Here is a 12,885-nt window from a genome sequence, read left to right as displayed (position 1 = left end):
CACAGAAAGATCGGCGTAACAGCCGCGAAGTACGTTAGTATGTCTGTTCTGTACAGACATAGGGATTATCCTTCTTTCTGCAGAACCTTTGGTTCTTCTTTCTTTTTCCGAGGATCTTTGAACTTGAATATTTTATCCAATAAACGGAATACATGTTTGGACTCTTTGGTTAATAAGGGACCCAGAATGGCCAGAATTAGGACATACAGCGCGGCAAACGGTTGAATCATTGGCAACAGTCCCCCGGCTTTACCCATGTTGGCCAAGATGATGGAAAATTCACCCCGTGACACAATGGTTAATCCAATATTGGCCGATGCTTTGGGCGATAGTCCTGCACTTCGTCCGGCCATCATACCTGCCAGGAAGTTACCGAACAATGTAATAACAACTGCAATCAGAGCTAACCATACGGCTTCGCCACCCAAGGACAACGGATCAATGGACAATCCAAAGCTGAAGAAGAAGATTGCTCCGAAGAAGTCACGGAACGGTAGAATCAAGTGCTCAATCCGCTTCGCGTGTTCTGTTTCAGCAAGCACCAGACCAACCAGTAATGCACCAATTGCTTCGGCAACATGAATGGTTTCAGAGAAACCGGCTACCAGGAACAAGGCTCCGAATACAACGAGAGAGAATAGCTCATTCGATCGAATTTTAAGCAATTTGTTTAGTAGCGGTGTTGCTTTGCGTCCAAGAATAATCACGATAAGCATGAATCCGAGGGCAATAAGTGCGGACATGATGACGCCTCCGATGGAGGATGAATCACTAAGCACAAGTCCGGACAAGATCGAGATATATACAGCGAGGAATACATCTTCGAACATAATAATACCCAATATCATCTCTGTTTCCGGGTTAGCCGTTCGTTTCAAATCAACGAGTACCTTGGCCACAATTGCACTGGAAGAGATGGTAGTTATACCTGCGATAATAAGTGCTTCTGCAACTGGGAAACCGGACATAAAACCAAATATTAATCCCAGCGTAAAGTTAATGCCGATGTAGATCGAGCCGCCAACTGCAATAGAGCGACCCGATTTAATTAAACGACCTACCGAGAATTCAAGTCCAAGGTAGAAAAGAAGGAACAGGATACCGATCCGACCCATAAATTCAATAAAAGGCTGACTCTCAATAAAACGGAAGTCCAGATGCCAGATTTTCATGGCATGTGGCCCAACGGCCATCCCGATCAGAATATAAAACGGAACGACCGAAAATCTTAATTTTGCCGATAAAAGGCCGGCTGCTGCAATGAGCACAAGGGCCAGACCTACTTCGAATATCAAATGATCCATCTATTTACCCCCTTCCAGTCAGGAGGAGGGATTTAAACAGTTTCTGCTGATTGCGTTCGCCAACGGCTACCACCGTGGATTCTGCACTGATAACTACCTCCGGACCTGGGCTGATATGTTTTTTGTGATTTTTCTCTACAACGGCGATAACCGTTGCCCCAGAGTTTTGACGTACGTCCAATTCACCGATGGATTTGCCGATACTCCCAAAGGATGGTTCGATTTTGTACCACTCGATAATCAGGTCGTCAAACGTTACTTCAATATTTTCAAGCTGCTTTGGTTTGTAAGTTAATCCGCCAACAATAGCAGCAATCTGTCGTGCTTCGTAATCGTCAAGTGTGATCATGGAGATGCTTTGATCGGGATCATCATACTCGAAGTGGTACATTTCCCGGCGACCGTCATCGTGAATAATAATGACAATTTTATCACCGCTGCTTGTTTCAATCTGAAATTTTTTGCCGATTCCCGGCAAGTCTGTTTCGCGTACATCCATGGATTGTTGCCTCCTTATAATTAGGGGCTGGCCACAGAAGACAGGCTTATTTCCCGAAAATTATTAATCTGCTGCTCAAAGGAACATCAAAAGATGCGGGTAAACAGAGCCAGAAATTCCTGACACAGCCATATGATTTGAATTTGTCGGTGTGGGTACAACAAAAATAGGTACTGTCATAAACATGGGTTTATCTAACGTGTGCTAAAAGGGTTATAAGTTATGCACAAGCACACCGTCTTTAAATACAGAGGTGTCTCCATGCAAAGCAACCTGTAAATACGTCGTAACGGCTAGTGAAGAGCGTTCACGTATTTTTGTGCTATAGGGGTGAGGGATACATACATGCTGGTAAACTTAATAGGTAGCAGAAATAATCTGCGTTTAAACAGACAATACCACGGTTTAAAGGACAGACCCGTTGTAGGGATTCGCAGCATCAATAACAATGCGAGGACAAGAAAGACAGGCTTATTATGCGTAACCGCAATCAGCTTGGACATGACTTGTGGGTATTTGCGAATGACAGGTTTCTGCTGGGATTCGGGTATTTGCAACAGCACTTCCTTGTTGGAAGTTGCTTCTACAGACACCCCAACGGCAGATTCGGTCTGCATCGGAATAGGGAAGCACAAGGCTTGGAAAACGCACAAAATGATAATGATAGTGTAGTGGAGTATTCTAGGTTGTTGTCTCATTTTGGCTTCCCTCCTTTTCCGTGAAACATACTGTTATAAAAATAATAACACATTTTTGTCTTAACTCCAAACCTCTTCATAATATACTGAGAAATCATGACACGCTTTCCATCAATCCGCTTCGTATATCCCCATCGGCCTTGCCATATACTTTGAACAGGAAGGAAAGGAGTGATTCTTGTGGAACTGTTTGCTGTATGGACCGATGTATCGGGGCAAGAGGAAGCGGATCAATTTTATCGTTGTGTCAAGGAAAAAACCAAAGGTTTACATATAAGTAAAAGAGGATTCCGGCTCACCTTCAAACATAATGATGGAAGAGCAACCTGGGTGTGCAGAGGGAATGAGAATCACGAAGACTTCCAGCAATGGCTTCCCCGGATTAGTGATCTGCTCTCCCTTGGACTCGCCGACTTCATTATGGAGACACAAGAACGGAGCATGGTGGAGGATATGATCGCGAAGGCGTGTTCTGTCATGGATGAGCATGAGGTGGAAAAGGTCAATCGAATCTGCATGCCACTTCTATTAAATGGTGATCTGGATCAGCCCGGACTTCGGGAGCGCCGCCGTACTACGTTAGCCAGTGGCCTACGGCAGGATCTGGAGGATGTTCACTTTTTTCACCTTGAAGGCATTATCAATTTCCGTATACGGCCATATAAGCAGGAACTTCAGGAATTAGTGGAGTATGCGCTCGATGAGTTCTGGATGGATCGGCAGTATGAAGAGTTTATGGGGCTGTTAAAATATTTTGTGTTTTTTCAAGAAGCCAAAGTACCTCTGGTTCATCTTGTACACAAGGGAATGCATGAATTTCAGGTCCTGGATGCTGGACTTAATCTGTTACCCGTGCAAAAGGATGAACAGGTTGTTGTGGAAATGCCGGGTCTGGAACTGGAGATGGATATCGAAGATATGATTGTAAGTACACTCATCTCGATCTCTCCTGAGAAGGTCATGCTCCATACACGCACCCCGGATCTGCCAATCATCTCGACCATATGCCAGATCTTTGAAGACAAAGTGCAAATATGTCATCATTGCCCGGAATGCGAAGTGCTGCGCTCAGGATTATTGACAGGTCTTGACGCAAGTGATCTCGGCAATTATAATAACTGTTGATCCATGAATTTTTCATGTGAACCATTGAAACAAAAGCGTTGACAAAGACAACAACCACACGCAAGATCGGTGCAGAGAGAGGAACCTAGGCTGAAATTTCCTCCGGATATCACGTATGGTTTACCCCTTTGTAGCTGCAATTTTGAAAGTGGAGTTAGAAGATCGCCTTTATTGGGGATTATCCGCGAGTAAGGATCTGCCGGGTCATGCCCGTTATCGTCATGCCAATGAGGGCTGTATTTCCGAATATGGATGAATCAGCTGAATTAGGGTGGAACCACGAGTATATATCACTCGTCCCTTTGCCGGGACGGGTGTTTTTTGCGTTCCTTTGCAAAATGACTGGAATAGCAATAGATAATCAGTCCATAAATATCTGGACACGAAGGTTACATTAACAGGAGGAATGAGACAAATGGCAGTGAACATTAAATTACCGGATGGTTCGGTACGTGAGTACGCGGATGGCAGCAGCATTGAGGACGTAGCCGCTTCAATTAGCAGCGGATTACGTAAAAATGCCGTAGCCGGCAAGCTGGATGGTATCGTGGTGGACTTGTCCACAACACTTCATGAAGGAGCATTGGTGGAGATCGTAACTCTGGATTCACCAGAAGGACTTGAAGTGATGCGTCATAGTACAGCTCACTTGATGGCTCAAGCAGTGAAACGTTTATATGGTAACAAAGAGGTACGCCTCGGTATCGGCCCTGTCATCGAGGATGGTTTCTACTATGATATGGACCTCGAACATGCGCTCAATCCTGAAGATCTGCAAAAGATCGAGAAGGAAATGGAACGTATTGTGAACGAGAACTTGCCAATTGTACGTAAGGAAGTTAGCCGCGAGGACGCGATCAAAACGTTCGAAGAAGTGGGCGATCCTTACAAACTTGAGTTGATTCGTGATTTGCCAGCGGACAGCGTGATCACGATTTATGAGCAAGGTGAATTCTTCGACTTGTGTCGTGGCCCTCACGTACCATCAACTAGCAAAATCAAAGTGTTCAAACTGATGAATGTCGCGGGTGCTTACTGGCGTGGAGATAGCAAAAACAAAATGCTTCAACGAATCTATGGTACGGCTTTTGTGAAAAAAGCACAGCTGGACGAGCATCTGCACTTCCTCGAAGAAGCTCGCAAACGGGATCACCGTAAGTTGGGTAAAGAGCTGGAAATGTTCACATTCTCCCAACTGGTCGGTCAAGGCCTTCCAATCTGGTTGCCTAACGGTGCGAAGTTGCGCCGTACTCTGGAGCGTTATATTGTGGATCTGGAAGAAAGCCTTGGATACCAACATGTATACACACCGGTTCTGGGTAACGTGGAATTGTACAAAACATCTGGACACTGGGAGCACTACCAGGAAGATATGTTCCCGAAAATGGTTATGGATAATGAGGAACTCGTTCTCCGTCCAATGAACTGTCCTCACCATATGATGGTGTACAAGTCCAGCATGCACAGCTACCGTGATTTGCCAATCCGTATTGCAGAGCTTGGTATGATGCACCGTTATGAAATGTCGGGGGCATTAACAGGTCTGCACCGTGTACGTGCAATGACACTGAATGACTCACACATTTTTGCACGCCTGGATCAGATCAAAGAAGAGTTCGCTCGTGTTATCGAGTTGATTCAAACCGTGTACAAGGATTTCGGTATCAACGAATACCGTTTCCGTCTGTCCTATCGCGATCCGAAGGATACCGAGAAATACTTCCAGAACGACGAGATGTGGGAGATGTCCCAACGCATGCTGCGTGAAGTTGTGGAAGAGCTTGACCTTCCATTCTATGAAGCAGAAGGTGAAGCAGCGTTCTACGGTCCGAAACTGGATGTTCAGATCAAAACAGCCTTGGGCAAAGAAGAGACATTGTCTACGGTTCAACTGGACTTCCTGTTGCCTGAGCGCTTTGAACTTGAATATGTGGGAGATGACGGGCAGAAACATCGTCCGGTCGTTATTCACCGCGGTGTAATTAGTACAATGGAACGTTTCACAGCATTCTTGCTGGAGAACTTTGCAGGAGCTTTCCCGCTGTGGTTGTCTCCGGTTCAGGCAAAAGTGATCCCGGTATCCGGAAACTTCGACGATTATGCGCGTGAAGTGGAAGCGAAACTGAAACGTGCGGGAATCTCTGCTGAAGCCGATCTGCGGAATGAGAAGCTTGGATATAAAATCCGTGAGGCACAACTTGAAAAAATGCCTTATATGTTTGTTGTTGGTGAGAATGAGCGCAATGCAGAAGCAGTATCTGTGCGTAAGCGTGGAGAAGGCGATCTGGGCATGAAACCGGTCGATGAGATTATCGCTCAATTGAAAGAAGAAATTGCTACACGTTTGGTATAAATGAACAAATGATGTATTAGATAACCAGTGCATAAGTTGCGCTGATCACTCTGCATAACGCCTGAATAACATGGGATTGACCTATGTTATTCAGGCGTTTTTTCGTAGTGTTTGCAGTAAAAAGTATAGATTAATTGCTTTTTGGAAAACCTTTGCAGTGAGGGGGAGGTTATACAATGAAAAAGCAATTCTCAATTCAAAAGAAACATATACGGGGTTTATTGGTTGGCTGTGCGATGTTCGCCGGGATGATGATTAACCTGAATCAGGCGGATGCCTATACATTTGAAGAGGAAAGTACAGTACTGCATGTCGAGAATCAGAGCAGCAGCAGTGAAGGTCCGATTATTGAAACTTCGAGCATGTCTGATCAAGAATTTCCAGAACAGGTCAGCCATCAATACAGCGATGAAGCCCAGCTGACGACCATGGTGTATATGGCTTTATTGTGGTCACCACAACCAATGGTCATTCCAAGACCTGAACTTCCAGAAAAACAAGTGGCAGATCCGTCTATGCCGGTGCTTGCTCCGCGTTCAGAACAAATTCTGGGTACACAAAAGGTTACAGCAACTGGATATACGGCCGGTGTGGAGTCTACAGGAAAAGGACCCAAACATCCTCAATACGGAATTACGTATTCCGGTGTCAAAGTACGTCGTGATAAAGAAACAGTTTCCACGATTGCAGCTGATCCGAAGTTGTTCCCAATGGGTTCCATTCTGTATATTCCGGGCTATGGATACGGAATTGTTGCAGATACCGGTTCAGCGATCAAAGGTAATAAAATCGATCTGTATTTCCCGACAACCAAGCAAGTGTACAAAGAGTGGGGCAAAAAGGATGTGGAGGTACAGGTGATCAGGCAAGGCGCTGGAAAGTGTACAGAAAAGATGCTCAGCGAGTTGGCTGATGCGATCGATGTGTACAAATCTGTACCGGATTCCTGGCTGGACAAGGCCATTTAATTTACATGTGAACATGAATAACAGAAGTGCTCTCTCCACATAATATTGACTGGGGACGAACCCCGCGGTGCAGCAATGCATCGTAAATATGAAGAGAGAGGTGATTCGTTGTGGCTAAGAAATCACAAGGGTACCAAACGCCGAACGAGAAGTACAATGCAGAGTTTGGAGAAGAGAATGCAGCAGCTAAAGTGAAGCAATCCGCTCAAAACAAAGTTCAAGATAATTTCCAAACACCTGATGAAAAATTCAATGCCGAGTTCGGTGTAGAAAACACAGGCCAAACTGGCCAAGCGCAAGGCAAAGCAGGAAAATTCAAAAAATAATTGAAGATTCATTAATCTAATGATGATTCAGCACCCTGGAGCAGCAGCTCCGGGGTGTTTTACATATGCGAAGTTTTTTACATTAATATCCTCCCATCTCAGTCTCGAGACCGAGATGAATTCCATCTGCCGCCGCTGTTCTCATTGTCTTGTCTGAGTTACACTGGATACATAATACAGACAAAGGAGACATGAGCGATGAAACGATCGACGCGTGACCGCTGGTGGGTTGGCATACCTCTTATTGCTATTGGTGCGATGATCTTGTTCAGACAATTGGGATATGACATTGATGTAGGATATATTTTCAGAACATATTGGCCGTTATTTCTAATCTGGTGGGGGGCCAAAGGAATCTCCGAGATTCGTCGCAACGGGGGTTACGCCTTTATTGGACCCGTAATTGTACTGGCGATCGGTGGTTACTTTCTTGCCCGTAACCTGGGATGGATTGATTACTCTATGGGGGAGTTCATTCGTTATCTGATCCCGGTTATGCTGATTGGCGGAGGATTGTTTGTACTGATTGGACCACGATGTCGTGATCGGAAACATCATGACAAGATGCAACCACCTCCCGCACCTGAGCAACCTTATAAACCGTTAGCTCCGGAGGATCTGGAGATGCCGTCGTCGTTTGACGAACAGTTCGAGAAAACATTTGGCAAACCAAAACAGGAACAGAAGAACGATGCACATGGCCCTCATTTCACAGGGTCAACGGATTCATCATCACAAGGGCATCAATATAAGAAGAAACATCAATCGTTTAACTCTAACGATACCGGATATGGAGAACATTATGGTGATGGCTACGGAAATGGTTATGGGGATTATGGCAGTGGCAATACCATTAACAAATCGGCGTTCATCGGTGATCTGTACATGGGGCAGGAAGTATTCTCTTTAAAACCAATGAACATCTCGGCTTTTATCGGAGATACCGTAATTGATTTGACCAAGGCACAGATTCCATATGGGGAGACGAAGATTGTCATTTCTTCATTTATTGGGGATGTGAAAGTATTTGTACCAGAAGATATGGATCTGGGTGTGACAGTGACGACAAATTCCTTCATTGGAGATATGTCACTGTTGAACCAGAAACGCGGCGGATTCCTGAGTAGTGCCCAGGCTGAAACTGCCCATTACCATGAAGCAAGCAAAAAGGTACGGATTATTGTAAGTGTGTTTATCGGAGACGTCAAAGTGAATAAGGTGGGTTAACGCATGATTCGAACAATTCTCAAAGCTAATAAATGGGAACTGATGATGTATTTTGCGCTAACTGGTCTGATTACGCTGGGCGGATTCTATCTATTGTATGGAGAGGTGTTGATGGGGGCTGGTCGTCAGCGGGCATGGACCTATGTGGCCGTTGTTGTGCTGGCCACCGTTATCACCGGATATATCGCTGCATTACGACTTCAGCGCAAGATCGACCTGCTTGATCTCAACATGTTGAAAGTGTCCAAGGGTAATCTGGCGGTGCGCATGCCTGAAGCGGATGACGCTTCGTTTGGTCGTGTCTATCAGGAGTTCAATGTCATGATGGATTCGATTGAGAAAAAGATGAGACTGCTTCAGCGTCTCGGTGAGCAGGAAGTCATTGAGAAGGAGCAAGCCTCGGAGCAGGCTGTGCTTGAAGAGCGCAAACGAATGGCAAGGGACCTCCATGACACGGTTAGCCAGCAGCTGTTTGCCATGCATATGTCGGCTTCGTCTTTACCTCGTCTGCTGGAGATGAATCCGGAACATGGTGGTAAAGTACTGGACCAGTTAATCCAGATGTCACATATTGCACAGCGTCAGATGCGAGGACTGATTGCTCAGCTTCGACCGGTGGAGCTGGAAGGGCGTGACCTCACCGCAGCACTGGATAGCTGGTTTCCTGATTACTGCAGGCAGAATGGTCTTAAAGGTGTGAAAGAGCTGGAACTGGATGGCGGAATCTCGGATGCCATTGAGCACCAGCTGTTTCTTGTTATTCAGGAGGCAGTTGCCAATGTCGTGAAGCATGCAGAGGCAGGGGTGGTCAGTCTATCCATACGGGAAAGTGAACATCAGATTAGCATGAGCATCAGCGATGATGGTCAGGGATTTTTGCAGCAAGCGGAGCGTCCGGGTTCATACGGGTTATCTACCATGCGTGAACGGGCGGAGAAGCTTGGGGGGCAAGTTCAGATTATATCGAAACCGGGAGCGGGAACGACGGTACGGGTATTGATCCCGAAATTCCCGAACGTTCCTGAGTGAACCAGAGGGGGAGACGGAATGAGTGGTAAAGTAAACGTGATGATTGTGGATGACCATGATATGGTGCGCATGGGGTTGAAAACATATCTGATGTTGGAACCGACTTTTCATGTGATGGGAGAAGCGGGCCATGGGCAGGATGCGCTTGATCAGTTACGTAAGTTAAATGATAGTGAAATGCCGGACCTGATCCTGATGGATCTGATGATGCCGATAATGAATGGCGCTGAAGCAACAAAAGCCATCATGACTGAATTTCCAGGGATGAAAATTGTAATGCTCACCAGTTTCCTGGAGGATGATCTGGTTGTGCAAGCGATTGAAGCGGGTGCGGTAAGTTATGTACTGAAGACAGTCTCTGCTGAAGAACTGATCTATGCTCTCCAAGGGGCCTATAGAGGCATGCCTGTTATGACAGGTGATGTGTCGCAGGCGTTAACCAGGGGAATCAGACAACGTACAGCTAGAGAGAGTGAATCGGGTCTAACTGAACGGGAGAAGGAAGTGCTGCTGCTTATTGCAGAGGGAAAGACCAACAAAGACATTGGAGAAGAATTACATATCAGTATCAAAACCGTCAAAACACATGTGAGCAACCTGCTGATGAAATGTGAGATGGACGATCGTACACAATTGGCCATCTATGCGCATCGTCAGGGTTGGGTGAAAACGAAAGGGTAAAATGCTGTCATGACGGGGAAAAGAGTCTATTCTTACGTGCTTTTATCTCCTTTTTAATTGTTTTTAAGGTACGGTTAAGGTTTAAAGTACAAAATAAGGACAGTTAAAGAATATCTCTTGGGAATAAGAGATTGGGAGGTAGAGAGGCATGGACGAACGCAACTATAGATCGAACCGTCAAGACGAGGAAAACGAAACCAAACAAACGGAGAACCGCAATTCTTCCGGAACGGACGAATCCTCCTATTATTATTCTTATGGACCTTTTCAGTCCGTGAATCAGGAAGATACAGCAAATCACATGGGAAGCAATAATCAGCGTGAAGAAGGAAATGTAGAGATTACAAAACCTGATCCGGTGAGACCCGTACCTACTTACTATAATAGTGAATCATATGAACAAGAGAAAAGATCATCAGGGGGCGGTGGAAACGGCTCAGGTAACGGTGGAGATCAAGGGAATGGCGGCAAAGGCAACTGGAACTATAATAACCGCAAACCGCGTTCTTCCGTAAGATCACTTCTATTTTCCTTTATTGCCGGTATGCTGGTCATCACCGTTCTCATGTACACAGCTGACAGAACAAACATGTTCACACCGGAGACGGCACTTACGAACACGGACAATCAAAGTTCAGGACAGGAAGCATCAACAAACACAGGCGGAGGCAACAATGTGACAGCGTCGTTACTGCCAACAGGCAAAGAAGATGTTTCTTCCGTAGTGACGAGTACAAGTCCAGCAGTCGTCAAAATCGAAACACTCGCGAAGCAGTCCTCACGTACAGGATTGGGTCAGGGTGGATCAAACACAAGTGATCCGCTTTACCAATACTTCTTTGGTAATGGGGGCGGAACGGAAGGCAATCAAGGCCAAAGCCAGCAACCACAAAGTAGTAATCAGCTTGTACCTATGGGCATTGGTTCCGGGTTCGTTTTTGACAAAGAAGGATATATCCTGACGAATCAACACGTTGTTCAGGGTGCAGACGTAATCCAGGTAACCTTGGAGAATAACAGTAAACCTTATGAAGCTAAACTGCTGGGAAGCAGCTTTGATCTGGATTTGGCTGTATTGAAAATTGAGAAAAACAGTGGTGACGATGCGTTCCCTGTAGCTCCACTGGGTGATTCCAACAGTACTCAAGTCGGTGAATGGCTTGTAGCTATTGGTAACCCGGAAGGATTTGAACACACCGTTACAGCAGGTGTACTGAGTGCCAAAGAACGTACAATCAGCATTCCAGATGAAGAAACAGGAAAAACACGTGAGTACAGCCATTTGCTGCAAACCGATGCTTCGATTAATCCGGGTAACTCCGGTGGTCCGTTGCTTAACCTGAATGGGGAAGTTATCGGAATGAACGTTGCAGTAAGCGCAGATGCACAGGGAATTGGTTTTGCAATCCCATCGAGCGTCATCTCTGAAGCCGTTAAATATCTCAAAGAGAACAAAGAAGTTCCCAAAGAGCCAGTACCATTTATCGGTGCGTCTCTGATGGCTCTTACGCCTGAAGTTGCTAAACAAATGGGAACAGATGTTACCGAAGGTTCAGTAGTAGCCAGCACGATCTTCCAATCACCGGCTTACCAAGCAGATCTTCGTGCATATGACATCATCACAGGTGCAAACGGTACGCCGTACGCCACAAGTCAGGATCTGATTGATTTTATCAAGAAACAGGAAATCGGCAGTGAAGTTACACTGAACGTGGTTCGTGACGGTAAGAAAATGGATCTGAAAATCAAAATCGGCAACAAAAATGATTTTGATACTTCACAAACCACAGATATACAACAGCAGCAACCATAATATCAGGTAAGGATTGACGTAACGGAAGGGATTGAAGGCCCTTCCGTTTTTTTGCCCTGATTGAGTAAGGTTACAATGGACCAGTACGGATTGGAGACCGCCTACTTGAAGATGCAGATTGTGCTTCTGCCTGTTACAATGGGATAAAACGTTAGGATAAAGGAGAAAGACCATGCGCTCAACTATTTTGATTGTGGATGATGACGAAAAAATTGTATCCATGCTCCGCCGGGGGCTGGCTTTTGAAGGATATGAGGTACAGACGGCTTCCAATGGAGCCGAAGGCCTCAGCAAACTGATGGACAAAGAGCCGGACATCGTTGTGCTGGATGTGATGATGCCGCAGATTGACGGATTTGAGGTATGTCGCAGATTGAGAGAAGCAGGCAGCAAAGTGCCTGTGCTAATGCTGACGGCCAAGGATGAAGTACAGAGCCGGGTGACCGGACTGGACACAGGAGCCGATGACTATCTTGTAAAACCTTTTGCGCTGGAAGAATTATTGGCACGTGTCCGCGCATTGCTGCGCCGCAAGTCTGATAGTGGGGGTACGCCGGACAACCGCTTAATGTATGAAGATATCATTTTGGACAATGACTCACGTGAAGTTTTGCGAGATGGGCAGCGTCTGGAGCTGACTGCCAAGGAATTCGAACTGTTGAATCTGTTCATGCAAAATCCAAGACGGGTCCTATCTCGCGATCTGATTATGGATAAAATCTGGGGTTATGATTACAGCGGTGAGTCTAACGTGCTTGAAGTGTACATTGCCATGCTCAGACAGAAGACCGAAGAATACGGTGGCAAGCGTCTAATTCAGACCATCCGGGGAGCCGGCTATATCTTGAGAGGTGACTCCTGA

Annotated in this window: 13 protein-coding genes; 10 read left to right on the top strand and 3 right to left on the bottom strand. The window is 45.8% G+C overall.

Annotated elements, in window-relative coordinates; translation table 11 throughout:
• Window positions 1-65: 65 nt before the first annotated feature.
• The 3 genes from QF049_RS14390 to QF049_RS14380 all read right to left on the bottom strand — a co-directional run bounded on the left by QF049_RS14390 (window position 66) and on the right by QF049_RS14380 (window position 2,501).
• Window positions 66-1,304, bottom strand: a complete 1,239-nt coding sequence (locus QF049_RS14390; RefSeq protein ID WP_076289901.1) for a cation:proton antiporter — start codon at window positions 1,302-1,304, stop codon at window positions 66-68.
• A gap of 4 nt (window positions 1,305-1,308) precedes the next feature.
• The gene (locus QF049_RS14385; RefSeq protein ID WP_036610059.1) at window positions 1,309-1,803 is read right to left on the bottom strand and encodes a cation:proton antiporter regulatory subunit; all 495 of its coding nucleotides are present in this window, start codon (window positions 1,801-1,803) and stop codon (window positions 1,309-1,311) included.
• Between the two features lie 293 nt (window positions 1,804-2,096).
• Complete coding sequence (locus QF049_RS14380; protein WP_307538246.1) at window positions 2,097-2,501, bottom strand: hypothetical protein; 405 nt, start codon at window positions 2,499-2,501, stop codon at window positions 2,097-2,099.
• A 171-nt stretch (window positions 2,502-2,672) separates the two neighbouring features.
• On the opposite strand from QF049_RS14380, the gene QF049_RS14375 reads away from it, so the two are divergent.
• From QF049_RS14375 to QF049_RS14330, 10 genes are all read left to right on the top strand, one after another.
• On the top strand, window positions 2,673-3,626 hold the full coding sequence (locus tag QF049_RS14375) for a putative sporulation protein YtxC (RefSeq protein WP_051447153.1): 954 nt from the start codon (window positions 2,673-2,675) through the stop codon (window positions 3,624-3,626).
• Between the two features lie 115 nt (window positions 3,627-3,741).
• On the top strand, window positions 3,742-3,882 hold the full coding sequence (locus QF049_RS14370; protein ID WP_307538244.1) for a hypothetical protein: 141 nt from the start codon (window positions 3,742-3,744) through the stop codon (window positions 3,880-3,882).
• A 159-nt stretch (window positions 3,883-4,041) separates the two neighbouring features.
• The gene (thrS, locus tag QF049_RS14365; protein ID WP_307538241.1) at window positions 4,042-5,979 is read left to right on the top strand and encodes a threonine--tRNA ligase; all 1,938 of its coding nucleotides are present in this window, start codon (window positions 4,042-4,044) and stop codon (window positions 5,977-5,979) included.
• 428 nt (window positions 5,980-6,407) lie between these two features.
• Complete coding sequence (locus QF049_RS14360; protein WP_081595013.1) at window positions 6,408-6,947, top strand: 3D domain-containing protein; 540 nt, start codon at window positions 6,408-6,410, stop codon at window positions 6,945-6,947.
• A 110-nt stretch (window positions 6,948-7,057) separates the two neighbouring features.
• Window positions 7,058-7,273, top strand: coding sequence for a hypothetical protein (locus QF049_RS14355; RefSeq protein WP_124113715.1), 216 nt, complete (start codon window positions 7,058-7,060; stop codon window positions 7,271-7,273).
• A 198-nt stretch (window positions 7,274-7,471) separates the two neighbouring features.
• On the top strand, window positions 7,472-8,500 hold the full coding sequence (liaF, locus tag QF049_RS14350; protein WP_307538237.1) for a cell wall-active antibiotics response protein LiaF: 1,029 nt from the start codon (window positions 7,472-7,474) through the stop codon (window positions 8,498-8,500).
• A gap of 3 nt (window positions 8,501-8,503) precedes the next feature.
• A complete protein-coding gene (locus QF049_RS14345) occupies window positions 8,504-9,529 on the top strand; it encodes a HAMP domain-containing sensor histidine kinase (RefSeq protein WP_091014695.1) in 1,026 nt (341 codons plus the stop codon).
• 18 nt (window positions 9,530-9,547) lie between these two features.
• Window positions 9,548-10,210, top strand: coding sequence for a response regulator (locus tag QF049_RS14340; RefSeq protein ID WP_091014686.1), 663 nt, complete (start codon window positions 9,548-9,550; stop codon window positions 10,208-10,210).
• Window positions 10,211-10,358: 148 nt separating this feature from the next.
• Complete coding sequence (locus QF049_RS14335) at window positions 10,359-12,023, top strand: S1C family serine protease (RefSeq protein ID WP_307538233.1); 1,665 nt, start codon at window positions 10,359-10,361, stop codon at window positions 12,021-12,023.
• Between the two features lie 172 nt (window positions 12,024-12,195).
• Window positions 12,196-12,885, top strand: coding sequence for a response regulator transcription factor (locus QF049_RS14330; RefSeq protein ID WP_091014684.1), 690 nt, complete (start codon window positions 12,196-12,198; stop codon window positions 12,883-12,885).

The sequence above is a fragment of the Paenibacillus sp. W4I10 genome (assembly GCF_030816325.1).
Taxonomy (GTDB): Bacteria; Bacillota; Bacilli; order Paenibacillales; family Paenibacillaceae; genus Paenibacillus; species Paenibacillus amylolyticus_B.
The sequence above is the reverse complement of the archived record's forward strand: the minus strand, read 5'-3'. Positions and strand labels throughout refer to the sequence as shown.

What these genes read in the sequence shown, in the direction of transcription:
- QF049_RS14335 (WP_307538233.1), top strand. Translation starts at nt 10,359, where the DNA reads ATGGACGAACGCAACTATAGATCGAACCGTCAAGACGAGGAAAACGAA.
- thrS (WP_307538241.1), top strand. Translation starts at nt 4,042, where the DNA reads ATGGCAGTGAACATTAAATTACCGGATGGTTCGGTACGTGAGTACGCG.
- QF049_RS14385 (WP_036610059.1), bottom strand. Translation starts at nt 1,803, where the DNA reads ATGGATGTACGCGAAACAGACTTGCCGGGAATCGGCAAAAAATTTCAG.
- QF049_RS14370 (WP_307538244.1), top strand. Translation starts at nt 3,742, where the DNA reads ATGGTTTACCCCTTTGTAGCTGCAATTTTGAAAGTGGAGTTAGAAGAT.
- QF049_RS14340 (WP_091014686.1), top strand. Translation starts at nt 9,548, where the DNA reads ATGAGTGGTAAAGTAAACGTGATGATTGTGGATGACCATGATATGGTG.
- QF049_RS14330 (WP_091014684.1), top strand. Translation starts at nt 12,196, where the DNA reads ATGCGCTCAACTATTTTGATTGTGGATGATGACGAAAAAATTGTATCC.
- QF049_RS14390 (WP_076289901.1), bottom strand. Translation starts at nt 1,304, where the DNA reads ATGGATCATTTGATATTCGAAGTAGGTCTGGCCCTTGTGCTCATTGCA.
- QF049_RS14360 (WP_081595013.1), top strand. Translation starts at nt 6,408, where the DNA reads ATGGTGTATATGGCTTTATTGTGGTCACCACAACCAATGGTCATTCCA.
- liaF (WP_307538237.1), top strand. Translation starts at nt 7,472, where the DNA reads ATGAAACGATCGACGCGTGACCGCTGGTGGGTTGGCATACCTCTTATT.
- QF049_RS14345 (WP_091014695.1), top strand. Translation starts at nt 8,504, where the DNA reads ATGATTCGAACAATTCTCAAAGCTAATAAATGGGAACTGATGATGTAT.
- QF049_RS14380 (WP_307538246.1), bottom strand. Translation starts at nt 2,501, where the DNA reads ATGAGACAACAACCTAGAATACTCCACTACACTATCATTATCATTTTG.